Here is a 17,150-nt window from a genome sequence, read left to right on the forward strand (position 1 = left end):
CGGGATGGTGACGGGTCAGATCCGGCGCAGCGGCGCGGCGGCCACGACCGGGCCGGTGGCAACGCCCGCCGGGGCACCGCCGCGCGGTTCCTCGGTGATCGCGAGCGTGGCGTTCACCACGAGATCGCGCAGCCCCTCGTCGATCGGCATCGCGGCCTGACCGTCATGCGGCATCAGCCCGAGCGAGACCGCGTCGCCGCCGTCGCGGATCAGCCAGAGCTCGAAGTCGCGGCCCTCCGGGGGCGGCGCACCCTCCATCGAGACCCGCATCTCGCCGCGCCCGGCGTCGTAGAGCGCGGTGAGACGGACCTCGCCGCTGTCCGACACCATGTTGGACACCCAGAGCGGGCCCGGCGGGCCCGAGACCGGCTGACCGAACCACAGGACTGCCGCGAGGATCGCCGTGGAAAAGGCCGAGGCCGCCGCGAGCCAGCGCCACGGCGAGGCAGCGCGGCTCGGGGCGAAGAGCTGGGCGTCGATGCGCTTCCAGAGCGCGGCAGGCGGGGACAACGGCGCGAGGTCGGCGAGCATCGGATCGAGCCGGGTTTCCCAGGCCTCGACCTCGCGCGCGAAGGCTGGATCGGTCACGAGGCGCCGGGCGGCGTCCTGGCGCTGCTCATGCGCGAGCGTGCCCAGCACGTATTCGCCCGCAAGGGCGATGTCGTCTTCTGTAAGATCGGTCATGACGTCAGGCATTTCCGGAGTTGCAGCAGGCTGCGGCGCAGCCACGTGCGCATGGTGTTGAGCGGCACGGAATAGCGTTCCGAGAGCTCGAGGTAGCTTTCGCCCTCGATATAGGCGCGGCGCACGGCCTCGGCCCGCTCGGGTACGAGCCGGTCCATGCAGTTGTCGATCCGTCGCCCCTCGGAGCGGCTGATCGCCGCCGTCTCGGGGTCGGGGCCGGGATCGGCAAGGCGCTCCGCATGGTCCAGTTCCGCCGTCGCGCCCGTGCTGCGTGTGGCACGCAGCCGGTCGATGGCATGGTTGCGGGTCACGGCATTGAGCCAGGCCATCGCCGAGCCCCGGTCCGGCGTGAAGCGGTCGGCGTTGTGCCAGATCCGGACGAAGACTTCCTGCAGCGCATCCTCGGCCTCGCGCCGGTCCTTGAGCAACTTGAGGCAGATCGCGAAGAGCCGTGGCGAGACCTTTTCGTAGAGCGTGCGGAACGCGTCGCGGTCGCGCAGCGCAACACGGGCCAGCAGGTCCGAAAGGTCGTTGATCGGGTCTATCATGAGGGGATTTGCCGCTCCGCAGAACTTTTGTGCGTCACGTGAAACTATTTTCCTGCGCGCTCCGTCTCTTCAATCGTGAGAATGGCAGAGCGAGGACAGGGTGACAACAACCGCCGGTGTTAAAACAGCCGTCATCGGAAGCGGCATATCTGGATTGGCGACGGCTTGGCTGCTGGCGCCGCACCAGGACGTGACCCTCTTCGAATCCGAGGCGCGTCCGGGTGGCCATGCGCGCACCGTCGAGGTGGACGGCGTGGCGGTCGATACGGGGTTCATCGTCTGCAATCGCAAGACCTACCCGCTGTTCATCCCGCTGCTCGAACACCTCGGTGTCGAGCTGGCGCCGAGCGACATGAGCTTCTCGGCCAGCTTCGGCGGCGGTGCGCTGGAATACGGCACGACACGGGTGCGCGACATGTTCCTGCAGAAGCGCCGGCTTCTGGACCCGTCGCACTGGCGGATGATCCGCGACATTCTCAGGTTCTTCCGGCGCGCGCCGGAAGCCGTGCGCCCCGGCATGAGCATCGGCGAGCTGCTCTACGAGATGGGGCTTGGCGCGGCGTTCCGCGACCGGTTCCTGATGCCGATCTCGGGTGCGATCTGGTCGACGCCGACCCGCGACATGCTCGACTTTCCCGCCGCGAGCTTCGTGCGCTTCTTCGACAACCACGGGCTTCTGACCGTCGACGATCAGCCCGACTGGCTGACCGTCCGGGGCGGCTCGGCGCGCTACGTCGAGGCGATCCTCGGCGCGACACAGGCCAGGCTGCGCCTGGGCTGTCCGGTGCAGACCGTGAGGCGCGACGCGACCGGGCTGCAGGTGGTCACGAAAGACGGCCCCGAGCATTTCGACCGGGTCGTCTTTGCCACCCACGCACCGCAGGCACTGTCGCTGATCGACCGGCCCGACCCGCAACAGCAGGCCATCCTCGGCACCTTCCGGACCGAGGCGAACCGCATGGTGCTGCATTCGGACCCCGGCTTCCTGCCGCGCAAGCGGGCGCTCTGGTCGTCGTGGAACTACGTCACCGAGGGGCGGCAGGTGCTCAGCGAGCGGCCGATCAGCCTGTCCTACTGGATGAACCGGCTGCAGCCGCTCGGCACCGACCGGCCGATGATCGTGACCCTCAATCCCGAGCACGAGCCGCGCGAGATCCACGACGAGGCGATCCTGCACCATCCGCAATTCGACGCGATGACCGTCGACGCGCAGGCCAGCCTGCCCCATATTCAGGGTAGGGACGGGCTGTATTTCTCAGGCGCCTGGACGCGCTACGGCTTCCACGAGGACGGCGTGCTCTCGGCGCTTCGGGTGGCGCAGGCCATGGGGATCGAGTGGCCGCTTGGCGCGGACCCCTGGGCTGACGAACGCCCCGCGATGCCCGCCCCGGGACCATGGCTGGAGGCTGCCGAATGACCGATCTCTGGGACGGCGCCCTGATCGACTGCCGCATCTGGCATGCGCGGTCGGGCGACGTGCAGCGAGAGTTCCGCTACCGGGCGACCTATGTCGCGCTGCCGGTCGATGCCTTTGATGCCAGCCAACTGCCGCTGCGCCCGGACGCGCGCGGGATCTGGTCGATCCGCCTGCGCGATCACGGCGCGCGCGATGGCACGCCGCTGGGCGCCTTCATCCGCGGTGAGTTCGAGCCGGTCGGGCTTGGGCATTGCGATGTCACGCTAGTGACGATGACCCGTTCGCCGGGCTACGGTTTCAACCCGGTAAGCTTCTGGCTCGCCCGCGACGCGGAGGGCCTGCGCGCCGTGCTGGCAGAGGTTTCGAACACCTTCGGCGAGCGCCACTTCTACCTGTGCAGGCATCCCGACAACCGACCGATTGCGCGCAGCGACCGGATCGCGGGCGAGAAGATCTTTCACGTCTCGCCCTTCCTGCCGCGCGAGGGTGCCTACGTCTTCCGCTTCGATCCCGGCCCCGACCGCTTCGGCGCATGGGTCGACTGGATCGGCGAGGGTGGAGAGGTGCGGCTGCGGACCTCGATGGCAGGCCCGGCCCGGGCGATGAGCGCCGCCGCGCTGCGCCGCGCGCAGCTGCGCCACCCGTTCCAGGCGCAGAAGGTCATCGCGCTGATCCACTGGCAGGCGGCCAAGCTTGTTCTGCGCGGCGTCCGGTATATCTCAAAACCCAAACAACTTACCCGGAGAAACTCCGAGGCCAAGGACAGGGTGCCCCGCGATGTTTGAACGTCAGATCGAAAGCCGATTGCTGAACTGCCTCGACAAGATCGAGCACGGCAGTCTCGTGCTCACCACGCCGGACGGGAAGGTCCGCCACTTCGAGGGCCGCCAGCCGGGCCCGGCGGCGGATTTCACTATCACCGACTGGCGCACAGTGCCGGCCGCCGCCGCGCGCGGTGACATCGGCCTGACGGAGGCCTACCGCGACGGCTGGTGCGACACCCGTGATCTTCCGGCCTTCCTGAATTTCGGACTGAAGAACGAGGAGGCGCTCGAGCCCTTTCTCTACGGGCGGGCGTGGCAGTCGCTGCTGGTCCGCGCGCTCTACGTGTTCAACCGCAACACCAAGCGCGGCTCGCGGCGCAACATCTCGGCGCATTACGACCTCGGCAACGACTTCTACAAGCTGTGGCTCGACGAGACGATGACCTATTCCTCGGCGATCTTCGCGCCCGGCGATGCGCAGGCTGCCGATCCGCTCGTGCCGGCGCAGCAGCGGAAGTACGACCGCATTCTCGACGGTCTCGAGGCGTCTTCGGGCAACCTGCTCGAGATCGGCTGCGGCTGGGGCGGGTTCGCCGAACGCGCCCTGCAGCGCGGCGATTTCGCCCCCAAGGGACTGACGCTGTCGCACGAGCAGGCGCAGTTCGCCCGTGACCGGCTGGGCCGCGAGGCCGAGATCGTGCTGCAGGACTATCGCGACGAATACGGCAAGTTCGACCACGTGGTCTCGATCGAGATGTTCGAGGCGGTGGGCGAGCGCTACTGGCCTACCTATTTCGAGAAGATCAAGCACGTGCTGGCCGACCGGGGCCGTGCCATGGTGCAGACGATCACCGTCGCCGACCGCTACTTCGATCGCTACCGCGCCGGCGGCGACATGATCCGCAGCTTCATCTTCCCGGGGGGAATGCTGCCTTCGCCGCCGGCGTTCCGCGAGGTGGCCGCGGAAGCGGGCCTGCGGGTCGAGGATGCGCACGCGTTCGGGCAGGACTATGCCCGCACGCTGCGTGACTGGCTGAGCCGCTTCGACGCGAAGCTGCCCGAGGTGAAGAGCCTCGGGTTCGACGACGGCTTCATCCGGGTCTGGCGCTTCTACCTCGCCGCCTGCATCGCCGCTTTCGAGGTCGGTCGCACCGATGTCAGCCAGTTCCGGCTTGCCCATGCCTGAGCCCGCCCCGCGTATCTGGATCGTCGGTGCCTCTGACGGTATCGGCGCGGCACTGGCCCGCGGCTACGCGAAGCGCGGCGCCCGGCTGGTGCTTTCGGCGCGCTCCGAGGAGCCACTGCACAAGCTGGCCGACGAGATCGGCGGCGCCGAGGTCGTTGTCGCCGATGTCTCGGACCGCGAGAGCCTGCAGACCGCCGCCGACCGCATCGCCGAGGGTGGGCTGCTCGACCGGGCGATCACCCTCGCGGCGCTCTACGATCCCGGCAAGGTCATGGACATCGACCCGGAGTTCGCCGCGAAGATCGTCACGGTGAACCTCACAGGAAGCTTCAACTTCGCCCGCACCGCCGAGCCGCTGCTGCGCGACGGGGGAGAGCTCGTGCTGACCGGTTCGGTGGCTGGCTATTTCGGCCTGCCGCAAGGGCAGATCTACTCGGCCTCCAAGGCGGGGGTCATCAACCTTGCCGAGACGCTGCGCGCCGAGCTCGCGCCGAGGGTCAGGGTCCGGATGATCAGCCCCGGGTTCGTCGACACCCGGCTAACCGAGAAGAACGACTTCAAGATGCCCGCCGTTTTGCAACCGGACGAGGCCGTCCGGCGCATCATCAAGGGTCTTGATGGAAACCGTTTCGAGGTGCATTTTCCGCGACGCCTCACCCTGTCGTTGAAATTGCTGCGGATGCTACCTTACGGGTTGTCGCTGCGGCTGACCCGGAGACTCGTTCAATGAACCGCGCGCTTGCGCCCCTCGTTCTTCTTCTCAGCCTCGCCTTCGCGCTCTCGCCCGCCGCAAGCGGCGGCTTTCCGGGCTTTTCGCCCACCCAGTTCCCCATCGTGCAGTCGCGCTGGCCGGTGCAGCCGGTGGGCTGGGCCTTCTCGATCTGGGGGCCGATCTTTCTCGGTCTCATCGCAAGCGCGGGCTGGGGGCTCTGGCGCCGACGCACCGACCCGCAATGGCAGGCAATGCGGCTCCCGCTGACGGTAAGCCTGGCCATCGGAACGCTCTGGATTGCGGTCGCCAACGTGGAGCCGCTGATCGCCACGGTGATGATCATCTTCATGGCCGCCGCCGCGACCGAGGCGCTGCTGCGGGCCCCGCGCGAAATCGCCGCCTGGGGGCCTGTCGGACTGTATGCCGGCTGGGTCTCGGCCGCCGCCGGGGTCGCCATGGGGGCGGTGCTCAGCGGATATGGCGTGCTGTCGCCGCAGATCGCGGCGCTTGCCATCCTCGTGGTGCTGAGCCTCGTCGGAGTCGCGGTGATCTGGGTCTGCCCGGCGGCGCCAAGCTATCTCTTCAGCCTGTGCTGGGCCTACATGGGCGTGATCGTTGCGGGGCTCGAGCCGCTGAACGCGGCGGTTGTGGGCTTGTCGGGTGTCGCGATCCTGAAGCTCACGGCGCTGTCTCTGGTGCGCAGGCCCGCATGACGGCAGGCCCGCGCGCAGAGCCCGAGGTTTCAGCCGTGGACCCAGCGGGTGATCATCACGCCCGCCCAGGCCGAGCCGCCGGTCAGCGCCGCGCCCCAGAGCGAGTCGGCCACCACCTGGTTCCACGACCAGCCGCGCAGCGTGGCGAGGTTCGTGAACTCGTAGGTGCCGTAGCACATCAGGCCCAGCAGCGCGCCGGCCAGCAGGGCCTGCCCGGGTTTGTCGGCGTTCAGGGCCGGCACCGAGACGAAATACAGCAGCCCGACGATGTAGAAGGCGTAGAAGGCTGCCGCCGGTCCCATGCGCAGCGGGTCGGCGAGCATGTCACCGACGTGGCGCTCGAAGATCGGCTTGATCAGCGTCGAGATGCCGACGGCGTCGACCACGAGGAAGATCAACAGCGTCGAGGCGTAAAGGGTAAGAAGTTGCATGTGGGGTCGCTCCTGCGTTTCCCCGAGAAACGGAGCGTTTCGCCCGAAAGTTTCACCATGACGGCGAGTTGAGGCGATGCGCGGCAGGTGGTCCGGCGCATCGGGTGTGCAAGGGGAGTGTGACATGTCAGGTGTTCCGATCGAGGGCGGCGGCACGCGCGCGGCGCTGAGCTGATGGCGAAGATGCGCCGCAAGGCAGATCTGCCGGTCAAGACCTGCGCCGTCTGCGGACGGCCCTTCACCTGGCGCCGGAAGTGGGCACGCGATTGGGACGCGGTGAAATACTGCTCGGACCGCTGCCGCAGCGAAGCGAGGGCACGGACATGACCGCTGCGCTGCGCTTCGTCCTCGGCGACCAGCTGTCGCGCGGGCTGTCCTCGCTGGCCGATCTCGATCCCGAGAATGATGTCGTCCTGATGGTCGAGGTCGGCGACGAGACCACCTATGTCGCGCACCACCCCCAGAAGATCGCGCTGATCCTCTCGGCGATGCGTCATTTCGCCGAGGAGTTGCGCGATAGGGGCGTGACCGTCGACTACGTGACGCTCGACGATCCCGACAATACCCACAGCTTCTCGGGCGAACTGGCCCGCGCGGTGAAGCGCCACAAGCCCGGGCGCGTGGTCGCCACCGAGCCGGGCGAATGGCGCGTCTGGGAGATGATGGGCGACTGGGAAAGCGACCTCGACCTGCCGGTGGAGATCCTCACCGACGACCGTTTCTACTGCACCCGCGGCGAGTTCGCCGGCTACGTCGAGGACAACAAGACCGGGCGGATGGAGTATTTCTACCGCGAGATGCGCCGCCGCACCGGCCTGCTGATGGAGGGCGACGACCCGGCGGGCGGTGCCTGGAACTTCGATCAGGACAACCGCAAGTCGCTGCCCAAGGGGCTTGAGCCGCCGCACCGGATGCGCTTCCGCCCCGACGAGACCACGCAGGCGGTGCTCGACCTCGTGGCCGGGCGTTTCAGTGACCATTTCGGCGACCTCGAAGGCTTCGGATGGGCGGTCACCCGCGAAGAGGCGCTGCGTGCGCTGCGGCATTTCATCAACGACATCCTGCCGAATTTCGGTGACTACCAGGACGCGATGAAAACCGGCGAGGACTACCTCTACCACGCGCTCGTGTCGCCCTATCTCAACATCGGCCTGCTGACCCCCGACGAGGTCTGCGACAAGGCCGAGCAGGCCTGGAAGGATGGCGCCGCGCCGCTGAACGCGGTCGAGGGCTTCATCCGCCAGATCCTCGGCTGGCGCGAGTTCGTGCGCGGCATCTACTGGACCGAGATGCCGGGGTATGTCGAGGGCAACTACCTGAATGCCAGGCGCGACCTGCCCGCGATGTACTGGGGGGCCGAGACCGACATGCGCTGCATGGCCGAATGCATCGGTGCCACGCGGCGCAACGCCTATGCCCACCACATCCAGCGGCTGATGGTCACCGGCAACTTCGCGCTCCTGGCCGGGGTGGAGCCGCGCCAGATCGAGAAATGGTATCTCGAGGTCTACGCCGATGCCTTCGACTGGGTCGAGTTGCCCAACGTGCACGGCATGGTGATGCACGCCGACGGCGGGCGGCTGGGCTCCAAGCCCTATGCCGCGTCGGGCGCCTACATCAATCGCATGTCGGACTACTGCAAGAATTGCGACTACTCGCTGAAGCAGAAGACCGGCCGCGAAGCCTGTCCGTTCAACTACCTCTACTGGAACTTCCTGATCGAGAACGAGGATAAGCTCGGCAACAACCAGCGGATGGGGCTGATCTACGGCAGCCTGCGCAAGAAGAGCGGCGCCGAACGCGACGAGATCACACGCTCGGCCCGCGCGTTCCTCGACGGCGAGGCCTGGGACTGAACGGCGCGCGCCCAGCTCATTGCGCGGCGCGCTGCATCACGGGATCGAAAGTGTCCGCCACGTCGCTCTCCCGCAGCGAGGTCTCGAACAGCCAGTCGCGGAAGGCCACGATGACCGGTTCGGTGCTGCGGGCTTCCTCGTAGGCGACCGAGTAGATCGTCCGTGTCGGCGATTCGAGGGCGAAGGGCGCGACGAGATCCCCCGCATCGAGCGAGGTGGTGATCATCGCCTTGTATCCCAGCGCCACCCCGAGGTCGTTCTCGGCCGCGCTCATCGTCAGTTCGCAATGGGCGAAGATGGGGCCGCTGGCGGGACAGTCGGGCGCGCGGTCGATGAGGGCGAACCACTCCCGCCAGCCGTCCGCCACCTCGTCGCGGATCAGCGTCTTGCGCAGCAGGTCCTCGGGGCTGCGCAGGTCGGGGTTCGCCTGCAGGAAAGCCGCGCTGCACACCGGCACACGGGTCGAGGACATGAAGGGCTCGACGATCACGCCCGGCACGGGGTCATCGCCCCAGTGGACGATCAGGTCCAGCGCCCCGTTGCGGAAATCAATCGGCGGCAGCCCGGTCTCGATGCTCACGTCGACATCGGGATAGGCGGCGAGGAAGCGCGGCAGCCGCGGGATCAGCCAGCGCTTCGAGAAGCCCTCCGTCATCTTCAGCCGCAGCTTGCCCGAGAAGCTCTGGCCGGACACAGCCCGGGTCGAGGCGTCGAGCATGTCGAGGATCGGCGTCAGCTGTGCGAGATAGCTACGGCCCTGCTCGGTCATTTCCACCTGTCGGACCCCGCGCAGGAAGAGCGCCCGGTCGAGCCAGGCCTCGAGCGTCCGGACCTGGTGGCTGATCGCCGAAGGCGTCACGCAGAGCTCTTCGGCGGCCTGCTTGAAGCTGCCGAGCCGGGCCGCCGCCTCGAAGGCGCGCAGGGCCGGGAAGGGGGGAAGCTTGCGGTGCGCCATGGGTGAAAATCGCTCAGCCGGGGGCGAAATCCTTTCGTTTGTCGGGCCTCTTCACCTCACTCTACGCTGAGTTCACCAAATTTCAAAACCGGAGGCATTCTGATGACCATTTCGAAAACCGCGACGGTGGCGATCATGGCGGCTGGGCTCGGCCTCGTCGCCGGTGTCGGACTCGCGAAGATGAGCGGGCCGAGCGAACACAAGGGGCTTACAGTCGAAGCACTGGGGAAGATCGGGGAAGAGATGATCTCGCGCCAGACCGGGCTCGACGGCTACATGATGCAACTGCGTGAGATCACCATCGCGCCCGGGGGCCAGATTGCCCAGCACAGCCACGAGACCCGACCGGGCCTGGTCAAGGTCGTTTCCGGAGAATGGGTCGAGGGCACGCCAGACGGCGAGTCGACCTATGCCGCCGACGGCCTCGACGGCATCCTTGAGGATGGCGATACCACGCACTGGTTCTACAATCGCGGAGACACGCCCGCGACCGCCATCGTCTGCGATCTCAACCCGACGGGCTGACGGCGGACGATCTCAGGCGGCGAGCCCCTTGTCGCCAAGCGCGAGGAACTTGTCGCGCCGCGCCTTGACCAGCGCCTTGGGCTTCATGCCGGACATGTCGTCGATCATCGAGGCGATGGTCTTGCCCACCGCGTCGATGGTCGCGGCACGGTCCCGATGTGCCCCGCCGAGCGGCTCGGGAATGACATTGTCGGCGACGCCCAGCTTGTGCAGGTCCTGCGCGGTCAGGCGCAGGGCCTCGGCGGCCTCGCGCATCTTCTCGGCGTCCTTCCACAGGATCGAGGCACAGCCCTCGGGCGAGATCACCGAGTAGACCGAATGTTCGAGCATCGCGAGCTTGTTCGCGGTGGCAAAGGCCACTGCGCCGCCCGAGCCGCCCTCGCCGATGATGATCGAGATCAGCGGAACGCCGATCTGCAGGCATTTCTCGGTCGAGCGGGCGATGGCCTCGGACTGGCCCCGCTCTTCCGCGCCCTTGCCGGGGTAGGCGCCGGGCGTGTCGACGAGCGTGATGACCGGCAGGCCGAAGCGGTCTGCCATGTCCATCAGGCGGATCGCCTTGCGGTAGCCCTCGGGGCGGGCCATGCCGAAGTTGCGCTCGATCCGGGTCTGGGTGTCGTGGCCCTTCTCGTGGCCGATCACCATGACCGGGATGTCGTTGAAGCGCGCGAGCCCGCCCATCACGGCGTGATCGTCGGCAAAGCCCCGGTCGCCGGCGAGCGGCGTGTATTCGGTGAAGAGCGCTTCGATGTAATCCTTGCAGTGCGGCCGGTCCGGATGCCGTGCCACCTGGCATTTCCGCCAGGGCGTCAGCTTCTTGTAGAGATCCTTGAGAAGATCCTGCGCCTTGCGGTCGAGGGCCGCCGCCTCGTCCTCGACGTGCATTTCCTCATTGCTCCGCGCCATGTTGCGCAGCTCTTCTGCCTTGCCTTCGATTTCGGCCAGCGGTTTTTCGAAGTCGAGATAATGCGTCATTGCCCGGACACTCTTGTTATGCCGGGCCTATATGGCGTCTGAGCCGCCGGGATGCAACAAATCAGCCTTGCACGCCGTGGCGGAAGCCGCGGGCATCCGCCGTCAGCCGACAAGTGCCGGCAGCAGCGAGGCCACGAGCAGCACGGCCATCGTCCAGTTGAAGACCCGCAGCCGCCGCGGCCGGTCGAGTACCCGGCGCGCCTCGCGCCCGAGCACCGTCCAGAAGGTCGTCGAGATCACCGACATCACCACGTAGACGCCCGCCACCCAGAGCACCGACGGCAGGTCGCGGCTGGCGGCGTAAAGCGTGATCGCGCCCAGCGCCATGGTCCAGGCCTTGGGGTTCACCCACTGGAACGCCGCCGCCTGCAGGAAGCCCAGCGGTCGTCCGCCCTCGGCGCGAGATTCTTCCGGAGGCGCCGCATGGGCGATCTTCCAGGCGAGCCACAGCATGTAGACCGCCGACACCGCGAGCAGCACGGTCCGCACGGCGGGCCAGCGTTCGAACACCTGCATGACCCCGAGGCCCACGAGCAGCACCATCAGCGGGAAGCCGAGGCCGATGCCCATCATGTGCGGCACACTGCGGCGCAGACCGAAGTTGGCCCCCGAGGCGAGAAGCATCAGGTTGTTCGGTCCCGGCGTGATGACCGTGACGAGCGCAAAGGCCGAAAGGGCAAGAAGAAGATCCAGTGTCATGGCGCAATGATTGCCACGTGAGGTGCCGCCAGAGATTGCGAAGTGCGGCGACTGAGCTGTATGATTGCAACTTATGGCCGGATTGGACGACATGGACCGCAGGATATTGCGCGAGCTTTCGCGCGACGGGAGGATCAGCAACCTCGCGCTTGCCGAGCGCGTGGGCCTGTCGCCCTCGGCCTGCCTGCGCCGCGTGGCGGCGCTCGAGACATCCGGCGTCATCCGTGGCTACCGGGCCGTGCTCAGCCCCGAGAAGACCGGAACCGGCTTCACCGCCTATGTCACCGTGGGGCTCAGCGCCCACACCAAGCCCGCGCAGGAAGCCTTCGAGCGCGCCATGGCCCGCGCGCCGGAGGTGCGCGAGTGTCACAACATCACCGGTAACTGGGAATACCTGCTGCGGATCGAGGCCGCGGATCTCGCCGCCTACAAGCATTTCCACACCGAGGTGCTCGGAACGCTGCCGCAGGTGAATGCCATCACCTCCTACGTGGTGATGGGGTCGCCCAAGGACGAACGCGCCTGAGGCGGGGGCGCTGCCCCCGCACCCCCGGGATATTTCCGGCCAGAAGAAACCGCTGGCGTGAGGCCGGGTCTCCGGGCGCCACACCCTGTNAACCGCTGGCGTGAGGCCGGGTCTCCGGGCGCCACACCCTGTCTTCTCCGGTTCGGAAAATACCCTCGGGGGAGTCGCCCGACGGGCGACGGGGGCAGAGCCCCCGCCGGCATCGCGGTCAGATCTGCCGGACGGCACCTTTCGAGGCCGAGGTCGTCAGCGCGGCATAGGCCTTGAGTGCCTTCGAAACCTTGCGCTTGCGCTGCTCGTCCGGACGCCAGCCGATATCGTCGCGCTTCAGGCGGCGCTCGGCGAGCACCGCGTCGTCGACCGCGAGGTTGATCTTGCGGTTGGGGATGTCGATCTCGATCGTGTCGCCCTCTTCCACGAGGCCGATGGCGCCGCCCTCGGCCGCTTCCGGCGAGACGTGGCCGATCGACAGGCCCGAGGAGCCGCCCGAGAACCGGCCGTCGGTGACCAGTGCGCAGTCCTTCCCGAGGCCCTTCGATTTCAGGTAGGACGTCGGGTAGAGCATTTCCTGCATGCCCGGGCCGCCGCGCGGGCCCTCGTAGCGGATCAGCACCACGTCGCCGGGGTTGATCTTGTTGGTCAGGATCGCGCTGACCGCGCTGTCCTGGCTCTCGAAGATGCGGGCAGGGCCGGAGAAGACGAGGATGCTCTCGTCGACACCGGCGGTCTTCACGATGCAGCCTTCCTCGGCGATGTTGCCGAACAGCACGGCGAGGCCGCCGTCCTTGGAAAAGGCATGCTCGGCGTCGCGGATCACGCCGCCCTGCCGGTCGAGGTCGAGCGTGTCGTAGCGCATCGACTGCGAGAAGGCCGTGGTCGAGCGCACGCCGCCCGGTGCGGCACGGTAGAAATCGTGCACGCTCTCGGAGTTGGTGCGTGAGACATCCCAGCGGTCGAGCGCGTGGGCCATGGTCTCGGCGTGGACGGTGTGCACGCTGTTGTCGAGCAGACCGGCGCGGTCGAGCTGGCCGAGGATCGCCATGATGCCGCCGGCGCGGTGCACGTCTTCCATGTGCACGTCGTCCTTGGCAGGCGCAACCTTGCAAAGCACGGGCACGTGCCGCGACAGTTGGTCGATGTCGGACATGTCGAAGTCGACCTCGCCCTCGCTGGCGGCGGCGAGCAGGTGCAGCACCGTGTTGGTCGAACCGCCCATGGCGATGTCGAGCGTCATGGCGTTCTTGAACGCGTCGAAGGTGGCGATGGAGCGCGGAAGCACGGTGGTGTCGTTCTGCTCATAGTAGCGCTTGGCAAGGTCGACGATCAGGTGGCCGGCCTCGACGAACAGCCGCTGGCGGTCGGAGTGGGTCGCCAGCGTCGAGCCGTTTCCGGGCAGCGACAGGCCGAGCGCCTCGGTCAGGCAGTTCATCGAGTTGGCGGTGAACATCCCCGAGCAGGAGCCGCAGGTCGGGCAGGCGGCTTCCTCGATCGCCGAGACCTGCGCGTCGGAATACTTGTCGTCGGCGGCGGCGACCATGGCGTCGACGAGGTCGAGCGCCCGTTCGGTGCCTTCCCATTCGACCTTGCCGGCTTCCATCGGGCCGCCGGAAACGAAGACCACGGGGATGTTGAGCCGCATCGCGGCCATCAGCATGCCGGGGGTGATCTTGTCGCAGTTGGAGATGCAGACCATGGCGTCGGCACAATGCGCGTTGACCATGTACTCCACGCTGTCGGCGATGATCTCGCGCGAGGGCAGCGAGTAGAGCATGCCGTCGTGGCCCATGGCGATGCCGTCATCCACCGCGATGGTGTTGAATTCCTTGGCGACGCCGCCGGCCTTCTCGACCTCGCGGGCGACCATCTGGCCGAGATCCTTGAGGTGCACGTGGCCGGGCACGAACTGGGTGAAGCTGTTGACGATGGCGATGATGGGCTTGTTCCAGTCGCCGTCCGTCATGCCGGTGGCGCGCCAGAGGCCACGGGCGCCGGCCATGTTGCGGCCGTGGGTGGTGGTGCGGGAGCGATAGGCGGGCATGGGTCATCCCTTCGTTTGCAATGTCGGGGCTGTTTACCGTTCCGCGGCCCTTGCGGCAAGGGCCGCGGCATGCGGGGGCTCTGCCCCCGTCGCCCTGCGGGCGACTCCCCCGAGGGTATTTGGAAAACCGGAGAAGGGCCGGACGGGGTCGCGGGTCAGCGGGCGCTGCGCTTCGTGCGGCTGCGGGGGCGCGGCGGCCTTGGGGCGACCTTGTCCTCGATATGGGCGATCACCAGGCCGGCGATGTCCTTGCCGGAGGTCTTCTCGATGCCCTCGAGCCCGGGCGAGGAGTTGACCTCGAGCACCTTGGGGCCGTCCTCGCCACGCAGCAGGTCGACGCCGGCCACGTCGAGTTTCATGGCGCGGGCGGCACGGATGGCGGCTTCGCGCTCGGTACGGGTGATGCGCACCGTCTCGGCGGTGCCGCCCTGGTGCAGGTTGGAGCGGAAGTCGTCGGGCTTGCCCTTGCGGCGCATGGCAGCCACGACCTTGCCGCCGACGACGAAGCAGCGGATGTCCTCGCCGGCGGCTTCCTTGACGAAACTCTGCACGAGGAAGTCGGCCTTGAGGCCCTGGAAGGCGGAGATCACCGATTCCGCCGCCTTCTTGGTCTCGGCCAGCACGACGCCCTTGCCCTGGGTGCTTTCGAGCAGTTTCAGCACAAGCGGCGCGCCGCCCACGAGGCTGATGACGTTGCCCGAATCCTTGGGGCTGCGGGCGAAGGCGGTGGTCGGGGTGCCGATGCGGTTGCGGGCGAGCACCTGGTGGGCGTGCAGCTTGTCGCGCGAGGTGGTGATGCCCTCGGAGCCGGACAGGCAGTAGGTGCCCATCGTCTCGAACTGGCGCACGACCGCTGTGCCGTAGGAGGTGACCGAGGCGCCGATGCGCGGAATCACCGCGTCGTAGTGCGGCAGGCGGCGACCGTCATAGTGCACCTCGCCGCCGACGGCGTGGATGTTCATGTAGCAGCGCGAGGTGTCGATCGCCTCCATGGTGTGGCCGCGGGCCTCGGCCGACTCGATAAGCCGGCGGGTCGAGTAGTTGCCGGGTTCGCGGGTGAGGATCGCGAGGCGCAGCGCGCGGCGGTGGCGGGCGTTGCGCGGGATGCCGCGATATTCCTCGAACGACAGCTCGGGCTGGCAGAAGCTGTGGCTGGGCTGCACGATCATGTCTTCGGCGAGCGCGGTGCGGCCGAGCAGCATCCGGTAGGCCATGCCGCCGCGGTCGGTCAGCGTGACCTCGATCGGCCAGCTGCGGTCGCCCATGGTGATGGTCGTTTCGATCACGAAGCGTAGCTCGGTCTCGCCGTTCGACGAGGTGACTTCGCGCCGGTCCTTGAGCGGCGCCGAGCAGATCATTTCGAGAGCGGGGTCGGTCGGATCGGGATGAATCGCGAAGCGCACCATCGGCTTGTCGGAGGAGCCGAAGGGTTCGATGGCGAAGGCGTGCAGCGCGGAGGTCCGCGCCCCGGTATCGACCTTGGCACAGATCGCGGGCAGGCCGAGGTCGGGGAGGGCAAGCCATTCCTCCCATCCGAGCGTGAAACGGGACATGGGCGATTCCTTTCCGGCGTCAGGTCCAGCGCTTTACCGTCCCGTCGTGACGGGCTCAATACGGCCGGCAGTTGCCGGCCATGCTGGCACGAAATGTGGCGCGGGGTCACGTGCTGTCCAGAAATTGCCCCCGGGACGTGCCGTTGCCAGAGCCGACGCACGCGATGCGACGGGAGAAATACATGCCCTCGGTGGTCTCGTGCGGAGGGGCGACCGTTCCCACAGGCCGGAGCGCGCGCCGGTTTGTCCTGACGGAATGAGGCGCAATATCGACGCCCGAGAAGGCGGGAAGGAGGCAGAGTGTGACGATGCACAGGCCGGACCTGCTCATCGGTCCGTGTCGGGTCGGGCGCGCGGAGGTCGCGCAGGCGTCCGGCCTCTTGCAGGGAAAGCAGGCCCGGAAATGCTCCGGGCCCGCTGTCTTTTGTTGAGGAGGATGGCGCGCGGGCTCAGTGCCCGGCGATCATCTCGGACTGCTTCACGATCACCTCGGCCTGCTTGATCGAGGCGATGTCGACGAGCCGGCCCTTGTAGACCGTGGCGCCTTCGCCCTTGGCCTTGGCCTCTTCCATCGCGGCGAGGATCTCGCGCGCCTCGGTCACGGCCTTTTCCGAGGGGGTGAAGACCTCGTTGGCGAGCGTCACCTGCTTGGGATGGATGGCCCATTTGCCGACCATGCCCAGCGTCGCCGAGCGCAGCGCCTGCGCGCGGAAGCCGTCGTCGTCGGAGAAGTCGCCGAAGGGGCCGTCGACCGGCAGCACGCCGTGGGTGCGGCAGGCGGCAACGATGGCGGCCTGCGCCCAGTGCCACGGGTCGGACCAGTGCTTCGCACCTTCGTGCAGCATGTAGTAGTTTTCCTGCGTGCCGCCGATGCCCGTGGTCGCCATGCCCATCGAGGCGGCGAAATCGGCGGCGCCGAGGCTCATCGCCTCGAGCCGGGGCGAGGCGGCGGCGATCTCTTCCACGTGGGCGATACCGGCGGCGGATTCGATGATGACCTCGAACTTGATCGGCTTCGTGCGGCCCTTGGCGCGCTCGACGGCGGTGACCAGCGCGTCGACGGCGTAGAGATCGCCGGCGCAGCCGACCTTGGGGATCATGATCTGGTCGAGCCGGTCGGAGGCCTGTTCCAGCAGGTCCACCACGTCACGATACCAGTAAGGTGTGTCGAGCCCGTTGATCCGCACCGAGAGGGTCTTCTTGCCCCAGTCGATGTCGCCGATTGCCTGGATGATGTTTGCGCGCGCGCTGTCCTTGTCGTCGGGGGCGACCGAATCCTCGAGATCGAGGTTGATCACGTCCGCGTCGGAGCCGGCCATCTTCTCGAAGATCGCCGGGCGCGACCCCGGGCCGAAAAGCTGGCAGCGGTTGGGGCGTGCCGGGGGGCTGGGCTGGATGCGGAAGCTCATGGTTTCTCCTCTGACGGCCATAGGCTCGTAACTATGTTTCGTTTTCCTCACGTTACGGGTTATTAAATGTCCCCATGCTGCGCAAGCAAAAAGCGGTCCGATGAATGCGGCGGCGCGGCGAAGGTCTGCGGAGATGATGCACGATTCTTCGGCGGCGGA

18 protein-coding genes are annotated in these 17,150 nt (G+C 67.4%); 9 read left to right on the forward strand and 9 right to left on the reverse strand.

Annotated features, from left to right (window positions below; genetic code table 11):
* Positions 1–15: 15 nt before the first annotated feature.
* On the reverse strand, positions 16–684 hold the full coding sequence (locus D6860_RS13935) for an anti-sigma factor (RefSeq protein WP_076622742.1): 669 nt from the start codon (positions 682–684) through the stop codon (positions 16–18).
* The gene (locus tag D6860_RS13940; RefSeq protein ID WP_076622741.1) at positions 681–1,232 is read right to left on the reverse strand and encodes a sigma-70 family RNA polymerase sigma factor; all 552 of its coding nucleotides are present in this window, start codon (positions 1,230–1,232) and stop codon (positions 681–683) included. Before D6860_RS13940 ends, D6860_RS13935 begins: the two co-directional genes overlap by 4 nt.
* Positions 1,233–1,332: 100 nt before the next feature.
* Between D6860_RS13940 and D6860_RS13945 the strand changes: the two genes are divergently transcribed.
* From D6860_RS13945 to D6860_RS13965, 5 genes are read left to right on the forward strand one after another with little or no spacing between them, the layout of a single operon-like run.
* A complete protein-coding gene (locus D6860_RS13945) occupies positions 1,333–2,649 on the forward strand; it encodes an NAD(P)/FAD-dependent oxidoreductase (protein WP_076622740.1) in 1,317 nt (438 codons plus the stop codon).
* A complete protein-coding gene (locus D6860_RS13950; protein WP_076622739.1) occupies positions 2,646–3,434 on the forward strand; it encodes a DUF1365 domain-containing protein in 789 nt (262 codons plus the stop codon). Before D6860_RS13945 ends, D6860_RS13950 begins: the two co-directional genes overlap by 4 nt.
* Positions 3,427–4,599, forward strand: a complete 1,173-nt coding sequence (locus D6860_RS13955) for an SAM-dependent methyltransferase (protein WP_017468084.1) — start codon at positions 3,427–3,429, stop codon at positions 4,597–4,599. Before D6860_RS13950 ends, D6860_RS13955 begins: the two co-directional genes overlap by 8 nt.
* Positions 4,592–5,329, forward strand: a complete 738-nt coding sequence (locus D6860_RS13960) for an SDR family NAD(P)-dependent oxidoreductase (protein ID WP_093412202.1) — start codon at positions 4,592–4,594, stop codon at positions 5,327–5,329. The genes D6860_RS13955 and D6860_RS13960 overlap by 8 nt, the downstream gene beginning before the upstream one ends.
* Positions 5,326–6,024: a hypothetical protein gene (locus D6860_RS13965; protein WP_076622737.1), complete on the forward strand. Its 699-nt coding sequence runs from the start codon at positions 5,326–5,328 to the stop codon at positions 6,022–6,024. Before D6860_RS13960 ends, D6860_RS13965 begins: the two co-directional genes overlap by 4 nt.
* 29 nt (positions 6,025–6,053) lie before the next feature.
* Here the strand turns inward: D6860_RS13965 and D6860_RS13970 are convergent, their stop codons facing one another.
* Entirely contained in the window at positions 6,054–6,455 is a 402-nt protein-coding gene (locus tag D6860_RS13970) for a DUF2177 family protein (RefSeq protein ID WP_017468992.1), read from the reverse strand.
* 174 nt (positions 6,456–6,629) lie between these two features.
* Here D6860_RS13970 and D6860_RS13975 point away from each other — a divergent pair, with 174 nt between their 5' ends.
* Positions 6,630–6,782, forward strand: coding sequence for a DUF2256 domain-containing protein (locus D6860_RS13975; RefSeq protein WP_017468991.1), 153 nt, complete (start codon positions 6,630–6,632; stop codon positions 6,780–6,782).
* The gene (locus D6860_RS13980) at positions 6,779–8,311 is read left to right on the forward strand and encodes a cryptochrome/photolyase family protein (protein WP_076622736.1); all 1,533 of its coding nucleotides are present in this window, start codon (positions 6,779–6,781) and stop codon (positions 8,309–8,311) included. The genes D6860_RS13975 and D6860_RS13980 overlap by 4 nt, the downstream gene beginning before the upstream one ends.
* Positions 8,312–8,327: 16 nt before the next feature.
* On the opposite strand, the gene D6860_RS13985 is transcribed toward D6860_RS13980, so the two are convergent.
* Positions 8,328–9,266: a LysR substrate-binding domain-containing protein gene (locus D6860_RS13985; RefSeq protein ID WP_076622735.1), complete on the reverse strand. Its 939-nt coding sequence runs from the start codon at positions 9,264–9,266 to the stop codon at positions 8,328–8,330.
* A gap of 102 nt (positions 9,267–9,368) precedes the next feature.
* Between D6860_RS13985 and D6860_RS13990 the strand changes: the two genes are divergently transcribed.
* Positions 9,369–9,791, forward strand: coding sequence for a cupin domain-containing protein (locus D6860_RS13990; RefSeq protein ID WP_017468349.1), 423 nt, complete (start codon positions 9,369–9,371; stop codon positions 9,789–9,791).
* A gap of 12 nt (positions 9,792–9,803) precedes the next feature.
* On the opposite strand, the gene D6860_RS13995 is transcribed toward D6860_RS13990, so the two are convergent.
* Together D6860_RS13995 and D6860_RS14000 are read right to left on the reverse strand one after the other, a co-directional pair.
* Positions 9,804–10,766, reverse strand: a complete 963-nt coding sequence (locus D6860_RS13995) for an acetyl-CoA carboxylase carboxyltransferase subunit alpha (RefSeq protein ID WP_017468350.1) — start codon at positions 10,764–10,766, stop codon at positions 9,804–9,806.
* Between the two features lie 102 nt (positions 10,767–10,868).
* On the reverse strand, positions 10,869–11,465 hold the full coding sequence (locus D6860_RS14000; RefSeq protein WP_076622734.1) for a LysE family translocator: 597 nt from the start codon (positions 11,463–11,465) through the stop codon (positions 10,869–10,871).
* 73 nt (positions 11,466–11,538) lie between these two features.
* On the opposite strand from D6860_RS14000, the gene D6860_RS14005 reads away from it, so the two are divergent.
* The gene (locus D6860_RS14005) at positions 11,539–11,991 is read left to right on the forward strand and encodes an Lrp/AsnC family transcriptional regulator (protein ID WP_076622733.1); all 453 of its coding nucleotides are present in this window, start codon (positions 11,539–11,541) and stop codon (positions 11,989–11,991) included.
* Between the two features lie 208 nt (positions 11,992–12,199).
* Here the strand turns inward: D6860_RS14005 and ilvD are convergent, their stop codons facing one another.
* The 3 genes from ilvD to D6860_RS14020 all read right to left on the reverse strand — a co-directional run bounded on the left by ilvD (position 12,200) and on the right by D6860_RS14020 (position 16,991).
* Positions 12,200–14,029: a dihydroxy-acid dehydratase gene (gene ilvD, locus D6860_RS14010; protein ID WP_076622732.1), complete on the reverse strand. Its 1,830-nt coding sequence runs from the start codon at positions 14,027–14,029 to the stop codon at positions 12,200–12,202.
* A gap of 155 nt (positions 14,030–14,184) precedes the next feature.
* Positions 14,185–15,582, reverse strand: a complete 1,398-nt coding sequence (rimK, locus tag D6860_RS14015; RefSeq protein ID WP_076622731.1) for a 30S ribosomal protein S6--L-glutamate ligase — start codon at positions 15,580–15,582, stop codon at positions 14,185–14,187.
* Between the two features lie 449 nt (positions 15,583–16,031).
* Positions 16,032–16,991 (reverse strand): L-malyl-CoA/beta-methylmalyl-CoA lyase, encoded by a 960-nt coding sequence (locus D6860_RS14020; RefSeq protein WP_017467335.1) that lies wholly within the window; start codon positions 16,989–16,991, stop codon positions 16,032–16,034.
* Between the last annotated feature and the right edge of the window lie 159 nt (positions 16,992–17,150).

This window comes from Salipiger sp. D13 (genome assembly GCF_003703915.1).
GTDB classification, from domain to species: domain Bacteria; phylum Pseudomonadota; class Alphaproteobacteria; order Rhodobacterales; family Rhodobacteraceae; genus Salipiger; species Salipiger profundus.

Excerpts from the sequence above, each read along its gene's own strand:
- D6860_RS13935 (WP_076622742.1), bottom strand. The coding sequence starts at position 684 with ATGACCGATCTTACAGAAGACGACATCGCCCTTGCGGGCGAATACGTG.
- D6860_RS13995 (WP_017468350.1), bottom strand. The coding sequence starts at position 10,766 with ATGACGCATTATCTCGACTTCGAAAAACCGCTGGCCGAAATCGAAGGC.
- D6860_RS13940 (WP_076622741.1), bottom strand. The coding sequence starts at position 1,232 with ATGATAGACCCGATCAACGACCTTTCGGACCTGCTGGCCCGTGTTGCG.
- D6860_RS13950 (WP_076622739.1), top strand. The coding sequence starts at position 2,646 with ATGACCGATCTCTGGGACGGCGCCCTGATCGACTGCCGCATCTGGCAT.
- ilvD (WP_076622732.1), bottom strand. The coding sequence starts at position 14,029 with ATGCCCGCCTATCGCTCCCGCACCACCACCCACGGCCGCAACATGGCC.
- D6860_RS13990 (WP_017468349.1), top strand. The coding sequence starts at position 9,369 with ATGACCATTTCGAAAACCGCGACGGTGGCGATCATGGCGGCTGGGCTC.
- D6860_RS14005 (WP_076622733.1), top strand. The coding sequence starts at position 11,539 with ATGGCCGGATTGGACGACATGGACCGCAGGATATTGCGCGAGCTTTCG.
- D6860_RS13970 (WP_017468992.1), bottom strand. The coding sequence starts at position 6,455 with ATGCAACTTCTTACCCTTTACGCCTCGACGCTGTTGATCTTCCTCGTG.
- D6860_RS14020 (WP_017467335.1), bottom strand. The coding sequence starts at position 16,991 with ATGAGCTTCCGCATCCAGCCCAGCCCCCCGGCACGCCCCAACCGCTGC.
- D6860_RS13975 (WP_017468991.1), top strand. The coding sequence starts at position 6,630 with ATGGCGAAGATGCGCCGCAAGGCAGATCTGCCGGTCAAGACCTGCGCC.
- D6860_RS13985 (WP_076622735.1), bottom strand. The coding sequence starts at position 9,266 with ATGGCGCACCGCAAGCTTCCCCCCTTCCCGGCCCTGCGCGCCTTCGAG.
- rimK (WP_076622731.1), bottom strand. The coding sequence starts at position 15,582 with ATGTCCCGTTTCACGCTCGGATGGGAGGAATGGCTTGCCCTCCCCGAC.
- D6860_RS13960 (WP_093412202.1), top strand. The coding sequence starts at position 4,592 with ATGCCTGAGCCCGCCCCGCGTATCTGGATCGTCGGTGCCTCTGACGGT.
- D6860_RS13955 (WP_017468084.1), top strand. The coding sequence starts at position 3,427 with ATGTTTGAACGTCAGATCGAAAGCCGATTGCTGAACTGCCTCGACAAG.
- D6860_RS13965 (WP_076622737.1), top strand. The coding sequence starts at position 5,326 with ATGAACCGCGCGCTTGCGCCCCTCGTTCTTCTTCTCAGCCTCGCCTTC.
- D6860_RS14000 (WP_076622734.1), bottom strand. The coding sequence starts at position 11,465 with ATGACACTGGATCTTCTTCTTGCCCTTTCGGCCTTTGCGCTCGTCACG.
- D6860_RS13980 (WP_076622736.1), top strand. The coding sequence starts at position 6,779 with ATGACCGCTGCGCTGCGCTTCGTCCTCGGCGACCAGCTGTCGCGCGGG.